Genomic DNA, 22,295 nt, shown 5'->3' with positions numbered 1-22,295 from the left:
TAGCTTTGGCTCAGCATTACAGGATATACAAATAATCTATTCCCACTCGATAGTTGCGGGGGGCTTGCCGCTGATGTCGTAAGCCACGCGGGAAATACCAGGGACTTCATTGATAATGCGACGGGAAATCAAATCCAGAAACTCATACGGCAAATGCGCCCAGCGAGCCGTCATAAAATCGATGGTTTCGACAGCGCGTATCGCGATCACGTAATCATAGCGACGGCCATCGCCCATCACGCCGACCGACTTGACCGGCAAAAATACCGCAAACGCCTGACTGACCTTGTCGTAAAGATCATGGCGATACAGCTCTTCGATAAAAATCGCATCGGCCTGGCGCAATAAATCGGCAAACTCCTTTTTCACTTCGCCTAAAATTCTGACGCCCAAACCGGGACCGGGGAACGGGTGGCGATACACCATATCCGCCGGTAAACCTAACTCTACGCCCAGATTTCTGACTTCATCCTTGAACAGTTCGCGCAACGGCTCGACCAGCTTTAAAGTCATGTTTTCCGGCAAACCGCCGACATTGTGATGCGATTTGATCAAATGCGCCTTGCCACTTTTGGAGCCGGCCGATTCAATCACATCCGGATAAATCGTGCCTTGCGCCAGCCATTTGGCATCGGTAATTTTTGAGGCCTCTTCATCGAAGATGTCAATAAACAGACTGCCGATGATTTTGCGTTTTTGTTCCGGATCGGTGATGCCGCTCAGGGCGTCCAGATAGCGCTGTTCAGCGTTTACCCGAATCACTTTAACGCCCATGTGTTCGGCAAACGTCGCCATCACCTGATCGCCTTCGCGCAAACGCAGCAAACCGGTATCGACAAAAACACAGGTCAACCGGTCTTCAATCGCTTTGTGCAGCAATGCGGCAACGACCGACGAATCGACGCCGCCGGACAACCCCAAAATCACATGATCGCTGCCGACCATTTTGCGAACGGCCGCAATACTGTCTTCGATAATATTGCTGGATGTCCACAAGGCTTCACAACCGCAAATTTCCAGTACAAAGCGCGATAATATCCGTCCGCCTTGTTTGGTATGGGTCACTTCGGGATGAAACTGTAAGCCGTAAAAGCCCTTGTCTTCATTGGCGATACCGGCAATCGGCGCGCCGTCCGAGCTGGCGATCAGCGTAAAGCCGACCGGCAAATCAACCACGCGGTCGCCGTGACTCATCCAGACGTCCAGCAGGCCAAAGCCTTCCGCCGACAAATGATCTTCTATGCCGTTCAGCAATTTTGAATGACCCCTCGCCCTGATTTGCGCGTAACCGAACTCCCTATGATCGGAACTTTCAACCTTGCCACCCAATTGTTCTGTCATGGTCTGCAAGCCATAGCATATGCCCAATACAGGAACGCCCAGTTCAAAAACGATTTGCGGCGCTCTTGGCGTATCGCCGCTGGTTACCGTGTCCGGTCCGCCGGATAAAATAATGCCGTTGGGTGCAAATTTTTCGACTTGTTCAGCGCTGCATTCACAGGAATAAATTTCGCAATAAACGCCAATTTCACGGATGCGACGCGCGATCAGTTGGGTGTATTGTGAGCCGAAATCCAGGATAAGGATTTTGTGAGTATGAATGTTTAAGGATTGTTGTTTCACGATAGAGCTCTTTTAAGATCAGGCAAAAGGTTAAAGGCGAAAGGCGAAAGGCGATTGTATTAACATCCAGGTTTTTCACCTTTCATCTTTCGCCTTTCGCCTAAAAAAATCACTCCATCCGGTAATTAGGCGCTTCTTTAGTAATAGTCACATCATGTACATGGCTTTCCCGCATACCGGCGCTAGTCACCCGTACAAACTGCGCCTTTTCATGCATCATGACTATCGTTTGACTGCCGGTGTAACCCATACTGGCACGAATACCGCCCAGCAACTGATGAAGAACAGCCAACAAACTGCCTTTATACGGCACCCGGCCTTCAATACCTTCCGGCACCAATTTCTCAGCCGAATCGGTTTCTTCCTGAAAATAGCGATCGCTGGAACCTTCCTGTTGCGACATCGCGCCCAAAGACCCCATGCCGCGATAGGATTTATAAGACCTGCCCTGAAACAGTTCAACCTCGCCCGGCGCTTCTTCGGTACCGGCAAACAGGCCGCCCAGCATCACCGCATGCGCACCGGCAGCCAGCGCTTTAGCGACATCGCCGGAATAGCGTATACCGCCATCGGCAATTACCGGCACACCGGTTCCCTTTAACGCATCGGCGACATTACTGACGGCAGTAATTTGCGGCACACCGACACCGGCAATAATCCGAGTCGTACAAATAGAACCGGGACCTATACCCACCTTAACGCCATCGGCGCCCGCCTCAACCATGGCCAGTGCCGCCGCTGCGGTAGCAATATTGCCACCGATGACCTGCACCTGCGGATAGTTCTGCTTTACCCACCGGACTCTGTCCAGCACACCTTGCGAATGGCCATGCGCCGTATCAACGATAATCACATCCACACCGGCGGCAACCAGAGCAGCGACACGCTCTTCCGTGCCCTGTCCGGTACCGATTGCCGCACCGACCCGCAACCGTTCCTGTTCGTCTTTACAGGCTAAGGGGTAATCTTTGGCTTTTTGTATATCTTTTACCGTAATCAAGCCGCACAAATGGAAGGCATCGTTAACCACCAACACTTTTTCAATGCGATGCTTATGCAGCAGCGCAATCACTTCCTTACGATCGGCGCTTTCAGTAACCGTGATCAAACGCTCTTTGGGTGTCATAACTTTTGAAACCGGCTCATCAAAGCGCGTCTCAAAGCGTAAATCGCGACTGGTCACAATACCGACCAACTCGGCGCCGTTGACTACAGGCACACCGGAAATATTTTTAGAGCGGGTCAGCTTGATGACATCTCGGATACTCACATCCGGCGTCACCGTGATCGGATCTTTAATCACCCCGCTCTCGTATTTTTTAACACTGCGCACTTCACGCGCCTGCTGCTCAGCGGTCATATTCTTATGAATAATGCCGATACCGCCTTCCTGGGCAATCGCAATGGCCAGTCGAGCTTCGGTAACCGTATCCATCGCGGCAGCGACCAACGGGATATTCAGCGTGATGCCCCGCGTCAGCTGAGTCTTCATCTCTACGTCGCGTGGCAGCACAGTCGAGTGCGCAGGCACTAATAAAACGTCATCAAACGTGAGCGCTTCCTGAAGAATTTGCATAGACCACACCTTATATATCAGTGAAAATAACCGCGCATTATACATCGGGGGATGGGTAAAGCGCGAGCGAAACCCAGCGTTTCCGACAACAATACTCACACCAACTGATCCAAAGGACTGGTCACGCCTTTACCGCCCTTATTCAGCACATGGGTATAAATCATCGTCGTACTGACATCGGCATGACCCAGCCAGCAACTCCTGCACCGTGCGAATATCGTAACCGCCTTCCAGCAAATGGGTCGCAAACGAATGGCGAAAAGTATGCGGCGTAGCCGCTTTGGTCAAATCCGCATCACGCACCGCCTGCTTAACCGCCCGTTGTATCGCCTGTTCCTGTACCTGATGGCGACGCACCACTTTGGTACGTGGATCTGTCGATAATTTAGCCGCAGGAAACACATACTGCCAACCCCATTCTTTTGCTGCATTAAGATATTTACGTTCTAACGCATAAGGCATATAGACCGCGCCAAAATCCTGCGTTAAATCGCTCTCGTGCAGTTCTCGTACCTTGAATAAATGCGCCTGTAAAGGTGCTAACAACGATACCGGCAACACCGTCACTCGATCTTTAAAACCCTTGCCGTCACGAATTAAAATCTCATGCCGCTTAACATCAACATCCTGCACCCGCAAACGCAAAGCTTCCATAATCCGCATCCCCGTTCCGTACAACAGGCTCGCAATCAGCCAATGCGTACCGGTCAACCGCGATAAAATCGCCTGAACCTCATCGCGATTTAACACCACCGGCAAACGCTTAGGTACTTTGGCTTGCTCCACGTTATCCAGCCACGGCAACTCGATTGCCAACACTTCTTTATAAAGAAACAACAACTCGCATTTGGCCTGATTTTGCGTAGAAGCCGCCACTCGGCCATTAACCGCCAAATGCGTTAAAAACTGCTCCACCTCAGCGGCGCCCATGTCACGAGGATGTTTCTTGCCAAAATGCAGAATAAAGCGTTTAATCCAGTCCGTATCAGCCTGCTCGGTGCGGATGCTGTAATGCTTCAAACGAATTTTGCCCCTGACTTAATCAAGCAGCTTAGGTTTTTGGTTAGGTAAATTTTCTGATGGGTGTTACATTTATTTTAGGGTGTGCTAAATTTCGCTACTTAAATGAATTTAAAACGATTTTATATTTTTATAAATCATTAGACAATCGTTTGACGCAATGTTTTGCGTCTATTAGGCTGTCTAATATTAGTTAGGCGTTTTTAGTTTGATGTTTTGTAATGGTTGCTTATTTGAAGGTCGCTGGCGTTTGGGTGAGCGGTTCGGGCTGCGTAGTTTCATGCGTTTGCGTCATGCGCGGGCCGTGGCTGTTATGCTTTTATCCGGGTTGGTTTGCCGCGCATGATGCAAGCCGCAAAGTCGGTGTTTTTATCGGTTATCGGCATAATTTTTAAGCTTTGGGGTTGGTCTCGGTTGGGGCTGCGGTAGTTCTGCTTATCGGCCTAACCCGTCGCTCAACCGGAGCGCGGTTATACTACGGTTTTATTTTTCAGCTTCCCGTGCCGCGCCCGGTTAGCTTTACGTTAGGCCAATTTTGGAGAATATAATTATCGAATCGCTGACTTTATGTTGGTCTGGACCTCACCGCTGGCCACGAGCAGGCAGGCAACCACGCGTGGAAGCACTTGAGCACGGTGGCGTTTACCTTTTCTCAGTCGAGCACAAGGCCGGATACCTGGTCTATTGCGCAGGCTACACATCCCACTTTCGCAAGCGATTTCGTCAACATGACAAGCTTTACCGGGATGGAACTTATACCATCTTTGATCAAGGGGAATTTGCAGTCGGCAAACGCGTAAAGGTATGGACGGGTTTCTGGTCAAAGAGGCCACGCTCACCCGAAATGGTTGATGACTTTCTCCAACGGACTGCTGAGATTGAAGATGCAACCAATCGATGGCTCGACGGATATCGTGTTTTCGTTGCGCGCGCGGACGTAGATAGGCGTATAAGGCAGCGCTTGGAGTCAGCACTAATGTCTGCATTTATGTCGGCAGAGCCGCCTGCTTGCGATATGCCTGATAAAGGTATGTCGCTTTCTTGGCGCTGGCCATGGGAGCAACCGATTCACGTTAGTAATGTAAGTACCGAACATATTCTCGGCTTACCGCCGAAGATGGAAGCATGAATAAAAGGTTCACCAAATAATAGTCGGCTGCCTAACATTACGCTCAAGGGGGACGCGCCTTTTCGTAGCGGTTTTGAAGGTCTGTTATTTTTCCGGCTTCGGTGGCTTCGCCAATCTTCCGTGAAGGCGAGCCCCTTAACTTTACGTTGGGCAATCATAATGCGTAAGCTACAGTTAATTTAGGTATCCACAGATGTTTCCTATTCATAATTTTTATGGCATTCACAACTTTGATGTGTTTTTCGCAACCAGCATTGTTATGGCGTTGATTCCTGGACCAGACACCCTGTTTATCCTCGGACGTAGTGTGGCGCAAGGGCGAGGCAAAGGTATTGCCTCTGTCATTGGTATTTCCTGCGGCTCTGTCATTCATACCTTTGCGGCTGCGCTGGGGCTTTCAGCTTTGCTGGCGGCATCAGCATCGGCTTTTCTTTTCGTTAAGCTTGCGGGTGCTGCTTACCTTGTATATCTCGGTGTAAAAATGCTCTTTTCTCGCAGTTCAGCGAGCGCACTTCCAACAGGTTTCTCGTCTGCAGATTTTGCAGAAATTTTCAAGCAGGGGCTATTAACTAATGTGCTTAACCCTAAAGTGGCTCTTTTCTTTCTGGCTTTTGTGCCGCAGTTTATTGATGTTGCAAGTTCTAACAAGTTTGCTGCATTTATCACCTTAGGTTTGTGCTACGTCGGCATCGGCCTATTGTGGTATTTGTTTCTGGCGTGGTCTTCTTCATTGCTCGGCAATCAGTTTCGGGGCAATGCTAAATTCATGCACTTTCTTAATCGTAGTGCGGGTGCGCTTTTTGTCTTTTTAGGGCTGCGCCTTGCATCCAGCAAATAAAAGCCCAACCTATCCATCAAGCGGGACGCGCTAAAGCGCGCCTCTTACCTCAAACGTTGGGCATCATACGGAATATTGCCATGCACATAGCCATCCTCACCTTCGAAGGGTTCAATGAACTCGACTCCTTAATCGCCTTGGGGGTACTCAATCGCATCAAGAAACCTGGCTGGCGAGTAACGCTCTCATGCCCAGCGCCGTCTGTCACCTCGATGAACGGCGTAACCGTGCATGCACAGTCAACGTTGGCCGAAGCCTGCGCGGCGGATGCGGTCATCATCGGAAGCGGCATTCAAACCCGGGATATCGTAAACAACCCAGAACTGATGGCAAAGCTCCAGCTAGACCCTGCACGTCAGCTAATTGGCGCCCAATGTTCCGGCACGCTGCTTCTGGCGAAGCTCGGTTTCCTTGGTAACGTTCCTGCGTGTACTGATCTCACAACGAAGCCTTGGGTACAGGACGCTGGCATCAAGGTTCTCGATCAGCCTTTCTACGCTCAAGGTAACGTTGCAACCGCAGGTGGCTGCTTTGCGTCGCAGTATCTTGCCGCTTGGATCATCGCGCGCACCGAGGGCGAAGAGGCCGCGAGAAATGCACTTCACTATGTCGCGCCGGTCGGCGAGAAGGAAGAGTATGTTTCCCGCGCAATGAAGAATATTGCTCCCTATCTACCGTAGTCCCGTGAGCAATGACGCCCAACCCGTCGTTCAAGCGGGACTCGCCCAGAAGCGGGCGAGCCCCTTAACTTTACGTTAGGCTTGCTGAAACCACGGTACCGTTATGATTAGAAAAGAACTCGACCACGTAGGATTGAACGTTGCAGATTTGGAGAAAAGCATTGCCTTCTACCAAGATATGTTCGGCTTCTCGGTTATTGAGAAATGGGATAGCCTAAAGCAAGCGTTCATTGGGGCCAATGGCATCGTACTTGGCCTGATGGAAATACCAAACTATGATTACCGCACATACACAATGGCGCATCTTGCTTTCCCCTGCGGTAAACCCGATTTCCCCAATGTGGTCACAAAGGTTCAAAGCTACGGCCTTGAAATTGTTTCTGGCCCTAAAGAGCAACGTGGTGGTGAAACAATCTTGTTTCGTGACCCATCAGGTAATATTTTGGAAGTTTGCTATCCGTCCATCACCGAATGGAAGGCATCGCAAACCTAACATGGCGCTCAACCGGATCACGGTTATAATGCAGTTTTGTTTTTTCAGCTTTCCGGGTCGCGCCCGGTTAGCTTCTAAATTAGGCATTCAAATCCATGAAATCGCTGCAATGTCTAAAAAGCCATTAACCATCAATGTCGTAGCAAAAAAATCAGGTGTCGGAATTGAAACAATACGCTACTATCAGCGCATTGGGCTTATTGAACAACCTGAAAAACCGCTGTCTGGCTATCGTATTTATTCTGAAGGCATTGTTACAAGGTTGCTTTTTATTCAACGCGCTAAAGAGCTTGGTTTCAGCCTTGCTGATTGTGCCAGTCTTTTAGCCTTGGGTAATGGTCGATGTGCCGAAACAAAAGAGCTTGCGGCTCATAAGCTAGAGGTAATCAAAAGCAAGCTTCACGATTTGCAAGCTATAGCAAGCACATTAGAAAAACTCATCCAATCTTGTGAATCTAATTCAACCCATCAAGGCTGCCCCATCATCACTGTCATTTCAAAAAAGTAACTTGACTCAGCACCTAGGTACGACGTTTAAGCTTCTCAACATCCCCACCAGTTGTAGGAGTTCAAAAAATGTCAGAACAATTTAGCCATCTTGATAAAGTCGGCAGCATCGGCAGTATTTTTGCCGCCTTTGCTGCCGCTACTCCATGTTGCCTACCTTTGCTCGCTACGGCGGGTGCGTCTCTCGGCCTCAGCTTCCTTATGCCCTACCAGTCTGTTTCGGAGTGGGTTTTTCAGGGCTTCGCCTTCCTAGCCCTCTTTGGAGCCGTTGTAGCGTTTCGCCGCCATAAACAGCTTCTCCCCTTGTTAGTTATGCTTGGTGCAGTTGTCGCCATTTTGGCTTATTATCATGGATTTCGTCAGGCCATCTTGATTTATGGCGGCTTGGCTGGCCTTTTGGTCGCTTCGGTTCTTAACCATCGTGCTACTAAACAATGTAAAGCCTGTGAACCCAGCAAAGCAAAAGCGGTTATTCTTGAGTCTGTTATTACTTGCCCGCATTGCGGCACTGCTAAAAAAGAACTTATGCCTACCGACAGTTGCCTGTTTTTCTATGAGTGTTCTGGTTGTCACAAGTTGTTGCGTCCCAATACAGGCCATTGTTGCGTGTTTTGCTCTTACGGTTCAGTGCCTTGTCCACCTATCCAGCAGCAAGGCAGTTGTTGTGCTTAATCCAAGGTTGGTTGAGCTTTGGCTGTATTTCCAAGTCCAACAAGCCAGTCAAAGAGACGCGCCGCCCGTTGGCGGTTTTGAAGTTTTGTTTTTATCAAAGTTCGGTGGCTTCGCTTGGCTTTCGTTAGCGGCGCGCCCCTTACCGTAACGTTAAACATTCAAAATTATGAACTGGCTCTATTTAGCTATCGCAATAATGTCGGAAGTCGTTGCCACTTCCGCTCTCAAGGCCGCCGAAGGGTTCACTCGGCTGTGGCCCTCGTTACTAGTCGTTATTGGCTATGCCTCGGCATTTTATTTTCTTTCGCTTACCCTACGCACCATTCCACTCGGCATCGCTTATGCCATTTGGTCTGGTGTCGGTGTGGCGTTCGTTTCAATAATTGGTTGGGTCATCTATCATCAATCATTGAGTACAGGGGCGATTGTCGGCATCGCACTAATAGTTTCGGGTGTGGTGGTTCTAAATCTCTCTTCAACGACAGTGGGGCATTGAGCGCCATGTCTAACCCTACGCTCAAGCGGGACTGCGTGAAAGCGCGCAACCCCTTAGCTCCACGTTATGCTCCACCACCGAAGTGGCGGGGCGGTTGTTGAACATGGTAAACTGACCATTAAATCAAGAACAGGAAGTAAAGCTATGACCGCCGTTACATTTGATACCTTAAAATATGCCAACACTCTTAAAGCTGCCGGAGTTCCTCTTGCGCAAGCAGAAGCAGAGGCCGTGGCACTGTCCGAAGTTCTGGAAGTAAATCTCAAGGACTTGGTCACTAAAGAAGATTTACTGTCGGTTAAAAATGAGCTTCACCGCGATATTGAAGACGTACGTCGTGATATGCGCGAAATGGAACAACGTCTTATCATCAAGCTAGGCGCACTGATAGCATTAGCCATTGGCATAGTTGCCGCACTAGTTAAGTTGCTTTAAAGGCCTAACATGGCGCTCAACCGGAGCGCGGTTATACTACGGTTTTATTTTTCAGCTTTCCGTGCCGCGCCCAGTTAGCTTTACGTTAGACGTTATAGGGATGGCTGCGTCGGCTTAGGTTTGCCTGCGTAAGTCTCGGTATTTGCGGTCAGTTTTTTGGGCTTCTCTGCCGTGAGTAAAGTTTCGCCGCTAGTTGGCAGTTTTGAAGGATTGTTTTTACATTAGAGTAATACCCATTAAAAAATAGTCTTGTCGGGTTAGCGTAGCGTAACCCGACATTTTGCGCTCAAGCCGAACCGGTTCCACTACGCTCCACCGGTCGGCTTAGCTTTACGTTAGAACTCTTCAGGTAATCCTTATGGCCAACAAGTTAATCTATCAGTTCCGTGTAACCCTTCTGGAGATCACCCCTCCGATCTGGAGAAGAATTCAGGTACCCGCCGACTACTCTTTCTGGGATTTGCACGTAGCAATCCAAGACTCAATGGGCTGGCTTGACTATCACCTGCACGAGTTTCGAGTGAATAAGCCAAGAAGTCGCAAAGTAGACGTAATAGGAATTCCAGATACTGAGACAGACCATAGTGTTATAGCGGGGTGGGAAGTGCCAATATCAGAATACTTTGTTACTCCGGGTGTTGCCGCAGCTTACGACTACGATTTTGGCGACGGCTGGTGCCACGAGGTTTTGCTCGAAGGTATCCTCCTCAAAGAATCCTCTGTCAAATATCCCGTGTGCGTCACTGGAGAGCGAGCCTGTCCACCCGAGGACTGCGGAGGCATTCCCGGATATGAAACATTACTGAATGTTCTCGTCAAGCCACGCACAGAAGAATGTAAAGACATGAATGCTTGGCTGAAAGGCCATGCAAAAAGCTACTTTCCTTATAAGCCGGAGCACTTTGACCCCTGTGAAGTGAAATTCTGGAATCCAAAAAAACGCTGGCAAATTGCTTTTGGTCAGCATGCTTAAAGCGAGTTCTAACCCATCATTCAACACAGACTCAAATTAACTCAATGGCAAAACCAATGGGGTCAGACTCCAATACTGCTACCGCAAATGTAATTAATCTATAAATTACAACTAGATGTAACAAGAATAAGATTAAGATTAAGGTTAAGATCAGGCTCTATTCTGATAGAGTACAGGGCATTACCTTGCCCGATGAATAACTTAACCCTGCCACCTCTTATGAAAAGCCGCATTAAGCAGCAAATCGACCGATTCAAAAAGTCCTTTTTACAGCCCCAAGGCTTAGCCTTTGAGGATTTTTTTCTGCCAACAGTATTGCCGACATTATCGCCAATACCCCGCACAAACGATCCTCGGTATTCTTGCCCTTAGTCACACTTAAAGCCTTTATTTTCCAAGTATTAAGTGATGACGGTTCCTGCAAACAGGCAGTCGCAGGCGTATTGGTTGGCCGCATCGTCGATGGACAATCAGCCAATACGGTCAACACGGGGCCTTACTGTAAAGCACGGCAACGCCTACCGCTGAAGGAACCAAGGGAAGCTACCACAGCAGCTGGTTTTCGCCTCCACCAACAGACTCTCGCAGCATGGCGATGGAAGGGTTATAACGTTGTCCTTACCGATGGAGCAACGGTACAGATGCCAGATACACCTGAGAACCAAGCGAACTACCCTCAACTAGACAGTCAAAAACCTGGCTTAGGCTTTCCGATTGCACGTAGGGTTGTACTGATCTCCTTGGCGGCAGGAACCGTGATGGACTATAGTCTGGGAGCCTATCAAGGTAAGGGATCAGGGGAAACATCGCTACTCAGCCAACTATTGGGTAGTCTGTCAGTTGGGGATTTACTAATGGCAGACCGATATTACTGCACTTTCGCTATTATCGCTCTCATGCAGGCTCTTGAAGTTCCGGTGCTATTTCCAATACATGCCAGGAAAAAGGTGGATTTCAGTCAAGGTATCCGCCTGGGTATAAGAGATCATTTAATGGACTGGACGAAACCCAAACGGAAACCTGTCTGGATGTCTAAGCAAGAATACGCCGACTTGCCGGAAACGATCACCGTCCGCGAGTTTGCGGTGAATGGGAGGGTCTATGTGGCAACACGGCTGAATGCAAAGAGCTTTCATAAGCAAGAGCTTGCCAGGCTTTATAAAAAACGCTGGACGATCGAGTTGGATTTTCGTTCGATCAAAACCAATAGGGGCATGGAAATGTTGCGGTGTAAAACGCCGGACAGGGTAAACAAGGAAATAGCCATCCCCCTATTGGCATATAACATAATTCGTGGGAATTTGGCACAGGCCGCCAGTCTGCATGAAAAGATCCCACGCCAACTTAGTTTCAGATCGGCAGTACAGCTTGTAATTCAAGCTTCCAAGCAGATCGTCGACTTAACAGGGGGCCGGCTTATAAACGCCTTGCAGGCATTATTAAAGGCGATGGTATCAACACCCATTGGAAAACAAAAACGCAAGAGCCGACCAAGGGCTGTCAAGCGCCGACCAAAACCCTTTCCTTTGCTAACGGTGCCAAGAAACGAGGCATGCTTAATACTCTGATTTTATTTGTTTTATTTTTACGGTAGCAGTATTGGAGTCAGACTCGATTGATTTAGTTGCTTCTTGATGTTTTGGCTTTAGTTTGCATATCCTAAAGCCCAACACAACGCTCAACCGGAGCGCGGTTATAATCCGGTTTTGTTTTTTCAGCTTTCCGTTATGCGCTATCTAACCTGCAAGCAATTTAATATGAATACTCCATTGGCTTATAAGTTGAATGCAAGGTTCATTATATGAATATTTCGGTTGTCATCCCCAGCTACAATCGCCGTGATCTGCTGAAACGAGCGCTATTATCCGTCTATTCCCAAAGCTTATTACCGACAGAAGTTGCGGTCATTGACGATGGCTCTACCGATGGCACGGAAGCTATGCTCCAACAAGAATTTCCTCAGGTAAATTATCGCTATCAGGAAAATCTCGGCGTCAGCGCGGCGCGCAATCTCGGCATTCAACAAGCGACCGGCGACTGGCTGGCTTTTCTGGACTCCGATGACGAATGGCTGCCGGAAAAACTGGCTAAACAGATGAAGGCACTGACGGATCACCCTGAACACCAGATTTGCCACACTGAAGAAAATTGGATTCGCAATGGAACTCAGGTTAACGTACCCAAAAAATACGCCAAAACCGGCGGCTGGATTTTTACCCATTGCTTGCCGCTCTGCGCGATGTCGCCGTCCACGGTGTTGATACACCGCTCGGTATTTGCCGCTATTGGCCTGTTCGATACGCAACTGCCCGCTTGTGAAGACTACGACCTGTGGCTCAGAATCACTGCAAATTATCCGGTTTTATTGCTTGAACAGCCGCAAATAAACAAGCATGGCGGTCATGAAGACCAGTTATCTTGTGCATATTGGGGTATGGATCGGTTTCGAATCAGCGCCTTGCAAAAAATCATTGATGCCGGTCAATTGTCTGAGAAAAACCGGCAGGCGGCAGTCAACATGCTGCTAAAAAAATCCGGTATTTATCTTAACGGCGCTACCAAACGAGGCAAAACGGATGAGGCTGACTGTTATCAACGGCTGATTGAAAAATATGAATGCTAAAGACAAAGGACAAAAAACCAGCTTTCGTCCCGCTGTTTTATAGCAAAAATTCATCTGCTGTTATAAACTTCCGCTTGAGCGAGTTTGCTTAAATAAAAATAATTAGATACTACTGGAGACAATAATGAGCGAATCACAAGAAACAGCTTCAACCCAAACACTCTATGAACAACTTGGCGGCGAAGCGGCTGTTGATGCGGCTGTCGATATTTTTTATCGCAAAGTGCTGGCGGATTACCGCATTAACCGTTTTTTCGACAATTCCGACATGGAAAAACAAGCGGCCAAACAAAAAGCTTTTTTGACCATGGCCTTTGGCGGCCCCAATAATTACAGCGGAACAGATATGCGCACTGCTCATGCCCGCCTGGTCAAAATGGGCTTGAACGCTAGCCATTTTGATGCGGTCATGGAGCATCTTAGCGCAACCTTAGCCGAGTTAAATGTGCCGTCAGCACTGATCGCTCAAGTTGCCGCGATTGCCGAAAGCACGCGCAATGATGTATTGGGCAAATAACTGAAATATCAGGTGGAGGAAGACCTATTAATAGGTTGCCGTCCAAGCCTGCCAAATACGCAGTCTTGATAACACTCCACCTGTCTTTGCCCAAGTCAGTCTTCAAGACATCCTGCAAAAGCAAAACTATTTTCTGGTGTGCCTTTGTCATCCTGAGCATAGTGATAATAGGCGACCTCGGCAACTGCTCCTGCGTTGCTCTACCTCCTGCATCCATGCAGTCGTGCCGGATCGCCCCTACAATTTAACTTGTGTAGATAGCTGCGTATCCTGAGCAGGATATGACGATTGTTTTGCTCAATCGGCAAGGTGCATCGAATCAATGAGACTGGCTTTATCGCCAAGTTGAATCGGCCCGCCAACACCGCGGGTCAGCATCGCAACGGCGAAAGTCGGCTTTTCCTGATTAAACACACGGGTTAGCGTTTTAAGAATCGGCAAATCCCGTTTGCCGGAGCTGGGATTCGCTTGCGTGGCAAGGCATCGGCTTTTCGGCATGACCACGTCGAAATTAACCTGACCGATACAAATCCTGCGCCCCACCCAACTTTGCTCTTCCCATGCCTCCAGACCATCGATAACGATATTTGAGCGGAAGCGAAGTTCATTGAGATCATTATCGCCGACAGCGGCACCGACAGCCGCCAAACTTGCGCGGCCGTGCAAGGTTATCTGCCCGGCCTCATTGTCCTGATAACGGGGCGTAATCCCGTTACCCACCAATCGTAACGGCAGCCGCTCCGGGTGAGAGGAAAGCGGATTTTCATCCAGCTTGAGTACATAATTTTCAATTGCAGCGGCAATTTTGCTGCGCCCCTTCTCGTCCAATACCTCATTAACCAAAACCTCACCTTCCAAGCCGATGCATAGTCTACGCTTCTGATGATCGAACCGAAGCTGAAGCCTTGCTATGCCGGGTGTATTCATTAAAGCAACAAACTGGTGTTTTTTACTCCAGGCATCATCGCTCACACCTGAGTCGGAAAAACGGACGCCAAGAACTCTATCGCCGACAATTCGCCCTTCATCAAGGATATTGACAACTTCGCACTGTTCGGGCGTAAAACCCTTCACGGGATAACGATATAAAGCAACGACGCGCGGCATCAGGCAATCTCCATCGGTGAAGTTTAAGGTTACCTTCCGCTCTTAGTTTTCCAGTTGGCGGTAACGCATCTGCTTGGTTTACAGCAAGTCACGAAGACTGACTGACATTAAACGCATCGACATAAATATCCTTCATCGATGCACCGGCCATAAAAGCCTTCTTCTTGGCTATTTTGACCATTTCAGGATGTCCGCAGAGAAACATGCGCCAGTTCTTGAGATTGGGGATCTGTTGAAAAGCCACATCATCGGCTCGTCCCGCAGCAAAGCCGTGGGGCACGTCATCACCGGACAGACAGGGCACATAATTGAAATTCGAATATTGCTGAACCAGATCGTGCAGTTCTCCGGTCAGGTAAAGCCCGTTCAAATCACGGCTGCCGTGAAACAAATGGATAGGGCCGGTGTGGCCCTGACTGAGGGCGTCGCGGATAATGCCGTAAAGAGGCGCAAGCCCGGAGCCCGTACCGATTAGAACCAAGCCCTGTTCGCTATTGCCGGGTATGTAAAAGCAGTCGCCGCCGGGCCCACGAATCTCGACGGTCTCGCCAGGACGTAATTCCTCATGTATCCAGCCGCTTACCCGGCCTTGCGGCAAACGGCGGACATGAAGATGAAGATACTCATCTTCGTGCGGCACGCTGGCGAGTGAGTAACTGCGGCCTAGCGCCTGATTTTGAAACAGGTTGATGAATTGTCCCGCTCTGTAATCAATAGGCAGATGGCATTCCAGAACCACATGCATGATGTCTGAATTGAGCAATTTCAAACTTTTGACGGTAGCGGGAATCACCGCCTGAATATCATCGTCATCCGGCAGGGCGACTTCAAGATCTGCGCTAGGATGACAAACGCAAGCAAGGAAATAGTTCTGAAGCTTGAGACTATCCTTTAAACCGTGTTGCGAAATTTCAGGAGGCGTGCCGCCCGTGGCGCGCATCAGACAGGTCTGACAGACGCCGCTGCGACAGGAAAAAGGAACGGGTACACCGTGACCGGTCAAACAATCCAGAACGGATTGGTTTTCATTCAGCTCGAAATTGTCTTTTGCATAACGAATAGTAACCATAGCGGCGTACCTGATTCAAAGAGGGGAGTTAACGGCAGAGCACGTCGTTTCGAGTGCTTTCGGCGATGGCCGCAACCTGAGCGATCAGATCTTCACCTACGTTCAACTCGCGGAGGGTAGCGCCAAGGTCTTCGATCACCGCATCGACGTGTGAATCATTCAATCCGCGTTCGACCAGATGGGCATGGCCAAGACGCATATCGAGTCCGGTGTAATTATGCGGTCCGCCGAAAGCCATGGTCAGGAATGATTTTTGTTTTGCGGCCTGTTTATCCATGTCTACGCCTTCGAAAAAGGCACTGATGCGGTCATCGCTCAATACCTTGCGGTAAAAAATATCAACGGCGGCATCAACAGCGGCTTCGCCGCCTATTTTCTCAAACAAAGATTGTTCTGACATATTTTTCTCCAAATAATGAAAAGGTGTTTAAAATACATCTCAATATACCGGGTTTTCAGTGGCCTTGATAATAAGATGCATTTGAAATACATCTTATGGCGTGATGATTAAATCGTCAAGCCCTATCTATTAATTTTAAAGTTTAAAATGGAATACCGATAACTTTAAAGGAGTATCAATTATGCAACTTACGCAATTCACCGATCTTTCGCTGCGTCTGCTGATTTATCTTGCCCGCTTGCCGGAACCGGGCATGGCGACCATTGCAGAAATCGCCGAGTATCATCAAGTTTCCCGTAACCATTTGGTGAAAGTAGCGAGCAGTCTGTCCAACCAAGGCTTTATTATGACAACCCGAGGCAAGGGCGGCGGCATCCAGTTGGCCCGACCCGCCAATACCATTGGTGTCGGTGAAGTCGTGCGAAAAACCGAGCTTAACATGAATCTGGTTGAGTGCTTCGATACCCCGAATAACCAGTGCCGCCTGATCCGCAACTGCTTCCTCAAGGCCACTTTATATGAAGCGCAACGCGCATTTATGACGGTGCTAGACAAATACACCCTGGCTGATGCTGCCAGCTTAGACGCTAACATCGGCCTGTCAACATTATCTGTAGGTAAACCGTAAACTATGCAACAAAATCCGCCTAAAATTTTTATCTATGCCGCTCTGCCTTGCGAGGCCAAGCCGCTGGTCGAACATTTCAATTTAAAGAAAGATACGACTGTTCAGCCGTTTGCGGTTTATTTGAATAAGGAGACCTGCCTGACAGTCACCGGGCTGGGGAAAAGCGCGATGGCTGCCGGTGTGGCTTACACCCAGGCTTTGTTTGCTGCGATTAACCCGCCGGTGCTGCTCAATATTGGTATCGCCGGACATAAAGACCATACAGTCGGCAGCCTGTTTTTAATCGATAAAATTACCGATGTCGACAGCCGGAAAAGCTATTATCCGCCGCTGGTTTTTACGCCGCCTTGCTCCTCGGCAAGCATTCAAACAGTATCAAGGCCGCAGCTGGTTTATAGCCAGGAACATCTGTGCGATATGGAAGCGTCTGCGTTTTATGAAACGGCGGTGCGCTTTTCGACCGGTGAATTAATCCACTGCCTGAAGGTCATTTCAGATAATGAATTATCCCCGGCGGGGGACATCCAGCCAAAGCAGGTTGCGGCATTAATAGCCGCGCATATGGTAACGATTGAAGCCCTGCTGGCGGAGTTAAGCCGTCTGGCCAAGCTGGTGACAGTGCCGGAACCCAAGCTGTTTGCACAGCTGCTACAACGCTATCATTTTACCGGCAGCGAACGGGGACAGCTCAAAAACCAACTGTCCCGCTGGACGGTATTAACCAAGACCCCAATCCCTGAATTTGATCAAAGCTCGTTTCACAAAGGCAAGGATGTTTTATGTTGGCTGAATCAACAAATCAGTAAAATTGAATTTTCTTTATAGCGAGCTATAAAAAGAAAAAGGCATTCTTGCTGACCGCGACTATGCCGATATAAATAAAGCAGGCAAGTGCACCGGCAAAAGCTTGCCAACGCAGAGCACCCTGGCTCTTGATAGCCACCATACCCAAGCCGATATAGCCCAGCAGCGCTATTATTTTAGCCACAATCCAGCCGAACTCGCCTGACAACCATTGCCCTTGAAATATCAACATAAAACCGGTAATCAGCAAAAAAGTATTAACGATATGCGGCCCGATTTTTATCCATTTCTGCTCCAGTACTTCAGGGCGTTTTTCTGCCAGAAAGACCCTGACCACAAAACTGGTAATAGACAATAAAATAAAGGTGAGATGAAGTATTTTAATCATGCGGTGCTCCTGAGGTTAACGGTATTTATGTGGCTCGATAAACAGCTCGATTGTCGATGCTGCCCTAGTATACGCCGGAACACCAACGGATCTTTTTGCTGGATCATTTCGCCGGGGCGCGGATAATATTGATGTTCCAATCGGGATAGCCAAAAACGTAATGCCGCCGCCCTAAGCAGGGTCGGCCAGTGTTGTTTTTCCAGCGGTTCCAATGGCCTCAGGCTTTCATAAGCCGCTAACAGCGCCGCAAATTTTTGATCATTAACGGTGCCGTTATCACAGCACCAGTCGTTAGCCGCTATCGCAACATCGAGCAATAAGGTATCGGTACAGGCGCTGTAAAAATCCAATAGTCCGCTGAGACGGTCATCGACAAACAAGGCATTATCCCTGAACAGATCGGCGTGAATAACGCCTCGCGGCAGATCGGCCTGACTGTTTTTAGTTTGATAAGCCAGCTCATCATCAATCAACTCACGATCTTCTGCCGATAAATGAGCGTCGATTTTATGCAGCACCGTTTTGCACCAACTTAAATCATTGCCGCTTTTTATCGGGAACACGTAGTCTTGTGTGCAACGATGCAAACTTGCCAGCTGCAAGCCGATTTCCTGACAATGTAAAATGGATGGCGTTGCGATGGCTAAGCCGGATAATCGTTTAAATATCGCAACAGGCTTGCCATGAAGCTGGCGTAAGGCATTTTTCTGCCGGTCGCTTTGAGGACTGGGGCATAACAGACTGTTTTTGCCCAGATATGCCAGTAATTTTAAAAAATGCGGCAATTCATCGAAAGTCAGCGACTCAAACAGGGTCAAAACGAAGCTGCCTTGCGTGGTTATTACAACATAATTGGTATTGTCTATGCCGTCCGTTATACCCTCAAAACTAATGACTTCACCCAGGGTATAAGCACTAAAGAACTGATCGAATTGCGGACGGGTTATGCGGGTAAATACAGACACTGCTTAAGCGACTACCATTCCAACAACTTCCACATATTGATTTCGGAGCCTTTATCCAGATCGCTACGACGTACATCCATTTTGCCGTCGCCATTGGTGTCGAGAAAATAATAAGGCGGGCCGATGGCCGGTACTACTTTAATCATATAAAGCCTGCCGCCACGGCGGAATTCCTGAATGGTGTCTTTACCTTTACGAATAATGGTAATGTCCGGCTCCATGGTTTCGCCGTTTTGCACAGGCATGGGCGGTTTCGGCACCTCCGGCACAGCCTCAAGTGTCGGCGGTTGCTCGTCGACAGCATAGACCGGAAAGGCCAGCAAACACAGTAGAATAAAATGTCGCATACAGTGACTCATTAAAAAAATAAAAACTGCTGTTAGTTTATTACAGTTTCTACCGGCTTGCTTAACTAAAATAACGCAGCGATTGACGCTATCAATGTTAGGTTGAGTTCCCCAGTCCAACCGCACTCTTTAGCAAAGCCAGTTTTTTCTTTTTCGCGCGCTCTGCTTTCTCCGCCTCTTGTTTTTCCTTGCGCAAACAGCGCGCATCGTAGCGCCGTTTTGCCTGTGCGGATTTTTGCGTCCTTAGGACTTCGGTAGGGTTGACCGGTGCGGGCTGCATGACGATGCAATCGACCGGGCAAGGCGCCACACACAATTCACAGCCGGTACATTCGGAGGCTATAACCGTATGCATGAATTTTGCCGCGCCCAATATCGCATCGACCGGACAGGCTGCGATGCATTTAACGCAACCGATACAGTCTTGTTCAATAATAAACGCAACGCTTGCAGGCTTGTGCTGACCGAATTCGGTATTCAGCGGTTTGAAGCGGACGCCTAATAACTCGGCCAGATCGCTTATGCCTTGGTCACCGCCCGGCGGGCATTGGTTGATGTCCGCCGCACCGGAAGCTATGGCCTCGGCGTATGGGCGGCAGCCTTGAAAGCTGCATTGGCCGCATTGGGTCTGCGGCAATAACGTGTTTATTCGGTCGATTAAGGTAGGGGATTTAGGTGCAACAGGCATGTTCTGGGTATTAGTCTCGCGATTGGGCAAGCAAAGAAATTCTTACCACGAAGGACACGAAGTTTTATGTTTCATTCTTCGTATTCTTCGTGGTTTAGATGAGGCTTGCGAGCATCAGTAATTATTTAACCCGCATCCCAGGTTCAGCGCCTTCATCGGGACTCAAAACCCAAATATCCTTGCCGCCCGGACCTGCCGCCAGCACCATGCCTTCGGACAGGCCGAAACGCATTTTTCTCGGCGCAAGATTGGCGATGACCAGGGTTAACTTGCCTTCCAGCTCTTCCGGTTTGTAGGCGGATTTAATCCCGGCAAAGATGTTCCGGGTTTCGTCGCCGATGTCCACGGTCAACTGCAATAACTTGTCTGCGCCTTCGACGTGATCGGCTTTAATGATTTTACCGATACGCAAATCCAGTTTGGCAAAATCGTCAAATTCGATAGTGTCGGCAATCGGTTCGTATTTTCTTTCTGTAGGCGCTGCGGCCGTTTTTTCCAGGTTTTCTTTGGAAGCGTCGACAATCGCCGCGATTTTTTCGGCATCAACCCGTGTCATCAACGGCTTGAATTCATTGATCGCATGGCTTAATAATGGCTGAGTACCCACCGGCCAGGCTTGAGCTTCGATATTTAAAAAGCTTTCCGCATTGCCTGCCAAAACCGGAAGTACCGGTTTCAAATAAACCGCCAGTAACCGGAACAGGTTAAGTCCCATGGAGCAGACTTCATGCAGCTCCTTGTCCTTGCCTTCTTCCTTGGCGATCAGCCAGGGTTTTTTCTCGTCGATATACTGGTTGGCTTTATCGGCCAGCGCCATGATCTCGCGCATGGCTTTACCGAATTCGCGTGCTTCGTAAAGTTCGGCAATGTGGGTGTTGGCAACGACAAATTCACCGAACAAGCCCTGTTCCGAACACTGTTCGGACAACTTGTTGTCAAAGCGTTTGGCGATAAATCCGCTGCAACGACTGGCGATATTGACCACCTTGCCGACCAGATCGGAATTAACCCGCTGGCTGAAATCGTCGAAATTCAAATCCAGATCATCGACCCCGGCGCTCAGCTTGGCGGCAAAATAATAGCGCAGGTACTCGGGATTCAGGTGATCCAGATAGGTTCTGGCTTTAATAAAGGTGCCGCGCGATTTGGACATTTTTTCGCCGTTCACGGTTAAAAAGCCGTGGGCGAAAATGGCGCTGGGCGTCCGAAAATGCGCGCCGCTCAACATCGCAGGCCAGAATAAGGCGTGAAAATAAATGATGTCTTTGCCGATGAAATGATACAACTCGGCGTCGCTGTTTTTGGACCAGAATTCGTTGAAATCCAGCCCCTGCTTATCGCACAGGTTTTTAAAGCTGGCCATGTAACCGATCGGCGCATCCAGCCAGACATAAAAATACTTGCCGGGCGCATCGGGAATTTCAAAGCCGAAATAAGGCGCATCGCGCGAAATATCCCATTGCTGCAAACCGCCATCCAGCCATTCGGCCAGTTTATTACGGACTTCGGACTGCAAATGACCGGCGTGAGTCCAGTCGCGCAACATGTCGCTAAAGTTAGCCAGATCGAAAAAATAATGTACCGAATCTTTATCGACCGGTTTTGCGCCTGAAATGGCAGAAACCGCATTTTTCAGTTCGGTCGGCGAGTAGGTCGCGCCGCAAACCTCACAGCCGTCGCCGTATTGATCGAGTGCTCCGCATTTTGGACATTCGCCTTTGATAAAACGGTCGGACAAGAACATGTTCTTAACCGGATCGAAAGCCTGGGTAATGCTGCGAGAGCTGATATGCCCGGCATCGCGCAACCGTTCGTAAATCAGCGTTGAATAGGCTTTATTTTCTTCGGAATGGGTGCTGTGGTAATTGTCGAACGCGATGCCGAATTCGATAAAATCGGCCAAATGTTCCTTGCCGACCTGAGCTATCAGCTGTTCCGGGGTAATGCCTTCGCGATCCGCCCTGAGCATGATCGGCGTGCCGTGAGTGTCGTCCGCGCAAACGTAATAACAGAGATTGCCGCGTTGTTTCTGAAAACGTACCCAAATATCCGTTTGAATATATTCAACCAGATGGCCGAGATGAATCGGGCCGTTGGCATAAGGCAGTGCGCTGGTAACGAGAATTTTTCTAGCTGACATAGTGTAAAGTGCAAACAATTCGAAGGCAAAAATAGCTTTGTATTATGGCATAAAATAAAAGCAATCAGTGATTATCAAGCCGCTAATCAGTGCAATAGTGTGTTGAAATCGGTAAAATGATTTATATCTTGAGTTTAATACTTGGTTATTAACCAGGCGTATTTTATTTACCTTTAG

The 22,295-nt window shown here is 48.9% G+C and carries 24 protein-coding genes and 2 pseudogenes; 15 read left to right on the top strand and 11 right to left on the bottom strand.

The window, feature by feature from the left end; translation table 11 throughout:
- Positions 1 to 36: 36 nt before the first annotated feature.
- The 3 genes from guaA to ABXJ76_RS00400 form a co-directional block, all read right to left on the bottom strand.
- Positions 37 to 1,623, bottom strand: coding sequence for a glutamine-hydrolyzing GMP synthase (guaA, locus tag ABXJ76_RS00410; RefSeq protein WP_432743085.1), 1,587 nt, complete (start codon positions 1,621 to 1,623; stop codon positions 37 to 39).
- Between the two features lie 109 nt (positions 1,624 to 1,732).
- Positions 1,733 to 3,199, bottom strand: a complete 1,467-nt coding sequence (gene guaB, locus ABXJ76_RS00405) for an IMP dehydrogenase (RefSeq protein ID WP_432743083.1) — start codon at positions 3,197 to 3,199, stop codon at positions 1,733 to 1,735.
- A 138-nt stretch (positions 3,200 to 3,337) separates the two neighbouring features.
- A complete protein-coding gene (locus ABXJ76_RS00400) occupies positions 3,338 to 4,219 on the bottom strand; it encodes an integron integrase (protein ID WP_432743082.1) in 882 nt (293 codons plus the stop codon).
- 616 nt (positions 4,220 to 4,835) lie between these two features.
- Between ABXJ76_RS00400 and ABXJ76_RS00395 the strand changes: the two genes are divergently transcribed.
- From ABXJ76_RS00395 to ABXJ76_RS00335, 13 genes and pseudogenes are all read left to right on the top strand, one after another.
- Positions 4,836 to 5,348, top strand: coding sequence for a hypothetical protein (locus ABXJ76_RS00395; RefSeq protein ID WP_432743081.1), 513 nt, complete (start codon positions 4,836 to 4,838; stop codon positions 5,346 to 5,348).
- 193 nt (positions 5,349 to 5,541) lie between these two features.
- Complete coding sequence (locus tag ABXJ76_RS00390) at positions 5,542 to 6,186, top strand: LysE family translocator (RefSeq protein WP_432743079.1); 645 nt, start codon at positions 5,542 to 5,544, stop codon at positions 6,184 to 6,186.
- A gap of 80 nt (positions 6,187 to 6,266) precedes the next feature.
- A complete protein-coding gene (locus tag ABXJ76_RS00385) occupies positions 6,267 to 6,866 on the top strand; it encodes a DJ-1/PfpI family protein (protein WP_432743077.1) in 600 nt (199 codons plus the stop codon).
- 103 nt (positions 6,867 to 6,969) lie between these two features.
- Positions 6,970 to 7,359 carry a VOC family protein gene (locus tag ABXJ76_RS00380; RefSeq protein WP_432743076.1) on the top strand — a complete coding sequence of 130 codons (390 nt, stop codon included), beginning with the start codon at positions 6,970 to 6,972 and terminating at the stop codon, positions 7,357 to 7,359.
- A 1-nt stretch (position 7,360) separates the two neighbouring features.
- The gene (locus ABXJ76_RS00375) at positions 7,361 to 7,867 is read left to right on the top strand and encodes a MerR family DNA-binding protein (RefSeq protein WP_432743074.1); all 507 of its coding nucleotides are present in this window, start codon (positions 7,361 to 7,363) and stop codon (positions 7,865 to 7,867) included.
- Positions 7,868 to 7,935: 68 nt separating this feature from the next.
- Positions 7,936 to 8,229 (top strand): annotated as a pseudogene (locus tag ABXJ76_RS00370) (MerC family mercury resistance protein); the annotation flags it as partial.
- Between the two features lie 108 nt (positions 8,230 to 8,337).
- On the top strand, positions 8,338 to 8,538 hold the full coding sequence (locus ABXJ76_RS00365) for a GDCCVxC domain-containing (seleno)protein (RefSeq protein WP_432746584.1): 201 nt from the start codon (positions 8,338 to 8,340) through the stop codon (positions 8,536 to 8,538).
- 163 nt (positions 8,539 to 8,701) lie between these two features.
- A complete protein-coding gene (locus tag ABXJ76_RS00360; RefSeq protein ID WP_432746583.1) occupies positions 8,702 to 9,034 on the top strand; it encodes a DMT family transporter in 333 nt (110 codons plus the stop codon).
- 144 nt (positions 9,035 to 9,178) lie between these two features.
- Positions 9,179 to 9,469, top strand: coding sequence for a DUF1640 domain-containing protein (locus ABXJ76_RS00355; RefSeq protein WP_432743073.1), 291 nt, complete (start codon positions 9,179 to 9,181; stop codon positions 9,467 to 9,469).
- Between the two features lie 358 nt (positions 9,470 to 9,827).
- Positions 9,828 to 10,442 carry a plasmid pRiA4b ORF-3 family protein gene (locus tag ABXJ76_RS00350; RefSeq protein WP_432743071.1) on the top strand — a complete coding sequence of 205 codons (615 nt, stop codon included), beginning with the start codon at positions 9,828 to 9,830 and terminating at the stop codon, positions 10,440 to 10,442.
- Between the two features lie 219 nt (positions 10,443 to 10,661).
- A pseudogene (locus ABXJ76_RS00345) lies at positions 10,662 to 12,010 on the top strand (IS4 family transposase).
- 233 nt (positions 12,011 to 12,243) lie between these two features.
- Entirely contained in the window at positions 12,244 to 13,065 is an 822-nt protein-coding gene (locus ABXJ76_RS00340) for a glycosyltransferase family 2 protein (RefSeq protein WP_432743069.1), read from the top strand.
- A 124-nt stretch (positions 13,066 to 13,189) separates the two neighbouring features.
- Positions 13,190 to 13,582 carry a group I truncated hemoglobin gene (locus tag ABXJ76_RS00335; protein ID WP_432743067.1) on the top strand — a complete coding sequence of 131 codons (393 nt, stop codon included), beginning with the start codon at positions 13,190 to 13,192 and terminating at the stop codon, positions 13,580 to 13,582.
- 297 nt (positions 13,583 to 13,879) lie between these two features.
- Here ABXJ76_RS00335 and ABXJ76_RS00330 read toward each other — a convergent pair whose 3' ends face one another.
- From ABXJ76_RS00330 to ABXJ76_RS00320, 3 genes are all read right to left on the bottom strand, one after another.
- Positions 13,880 to 14,689: an MOSC domain-containing protein gene (locus tag ABXJ76_RS00330; RefSeq protein WP_432743065.1), complete on the bottom strand. Its 810-nt coding sequence runs from the start codon at positions 14,687 to 14,689 to the stop codon at positions 13,880 to 13,882.
- Positions 14,690 to 14,777: 88 nt separating this feature from the next.
- The gene (locus tag ABXJ76_RS00325) at positions 14,778 to 15,758 is read right to left on the bottom strand and encodes an FAD-binding oxidoreductase (RefSeq protein WP_432743063.1); all 981 of its coding nucleotides are present in this window, start codon (positions 15,756 to 15,758) and stop codon (positions 14,778 to 14,780) included.
- Positions 15,759 to 15,786: 28 nt separating this feature from the next.
- Complete coding sequence (locus ABXJ76_RS00320; protein ID WP_432743061.1) at positions 15,787 to 16,158, bottom strand: group I truncated hemoglobin; 372 nt, start codon at positions 16,156 to 16,158, stop codon at positions 15,787 to 15,789.
- A gap of 181 nt (positions 16,159 to 16,339) precedes the next feature.
- On the opposite strand from ABXJ76_RS00320, the gene ABXJ76_RS00315 reads away from it, so the two are divergent.
- Together ABXJ76_RS00315 and ABXJ76_RS00310 are read left to right on the top strand one after the other, a co-directional pair.
- Positions 16,340 to 16,786: an Rrf2 family transcriptional regulator gene (locus ABXJ76_RS00315; protein ID WP_432743059.1), complete on the top strand. Its 447-nt coding sequence runs from the start codon at positions 16,340 to 16,342 to the stop codon at positions 16,784 to 16,786.
- 3 nt (positions 16,787 to 16,789) lie between these two features.
- On the top strand, positions 16,790 to 17,611 hold the full coding sequence (locus ABXJ76_RS00310) for a hypothetical protein (RefSeq protein WP_432743058.1): 822 nt from the start codon (positions 16,790 to 16,792) through the stop codon (positions 17,609 to 17,611).
- A gap of 4 nt (positions 17,612 to 17,615) precedes the next feature.
- Here ABXJ76_RS00310 and ABXJ76_RS00305 read toward each other — a convergent pair whose 3' ends face one another.
- From ABXJ76_RS00305 to metG, 5 genes are all read right to left on the bottom strand, one after another.
- Positions 17,616 to 17,978, bottom strand: coding sequence for a SirB2 family protein (locus ABXJ76_RS00305; RefSeq protein ID WP_432743056.1), 363 nt, complete (start codon positions 17,976 to 17,978; stop codon positions 17,616 to 17,618).
- Complete coding sequence (locus ABXJ76_RS00300; RefSeq protein ID WP_432743054.1) at positions 17,975 to 18,943, bottom strand: homoserine kinase; 969 nt, start codon at positions 18,941 to 18,943, stop codon at positions 17,975 to 17,977. The genes ABXJ76_RS00305 and ABXJ76_RS00300 overlap by 4 nt, the downstream gene beginning before the upstream one ends.
- An 11-nt stretch (positions 18,944 to 18,954) precedes the next feature.
- On the bottom strand, positions 18,955 to 19,290 hold the full coding sequence (locus ABXJ76_RS00295; RefSeq protein ID WP_432743052.1) for a DUF2782 domain-containing protein: 336 nt from the start codon (positions 19,288 to 19,290) through the stop codon (positions 18,955 to 18,957).
- Positions 19,291 to 19,387: 97 nt separating this feature from the next.
- Positions 19,388 to 19,978 (bottom strand): electron transport complex subunit RsxB, encoded by a 591-nt coding sequence (rsxB, locus tag ABXJ76_RS00290; RefSeq protein WP_432743050.1) that lies wholly within the window; start codon positions 19,976 to 19,978, stop codon positions 19,388 to 19,390.
- Positions 19,979 to 20,099: 121 nt separating this feature from the next.
- A complete protein-coding gene (gene metG, locus ABXJ76_RS00285; RefSeq protein ID WP_432743048.1) occupies positions 20,100 to 22,118 on the bottom strand; it encodes a methionine--tRNA ligase in 2,019 nt (672 codons plus the stop codon).
- Between the last annotated feature and the right edge of the window lie 177 nt (positions 22,119 to 22,295).

This window comes from Methylobacter arcticus, from assembly GCF_050917435.1.
Lineage (GTDB): Bacteria > Pseudomonadota > Gammaproteobacteria > Methylococcales > Methylomonadaceae > Methylobacter_A > Methylobacter_A titanis.
The sequence above is the reverse complement of the archived record's forward strand: the minus strand, read 5'-3'. Positions and strand labels throughout refer to the sequence as shown.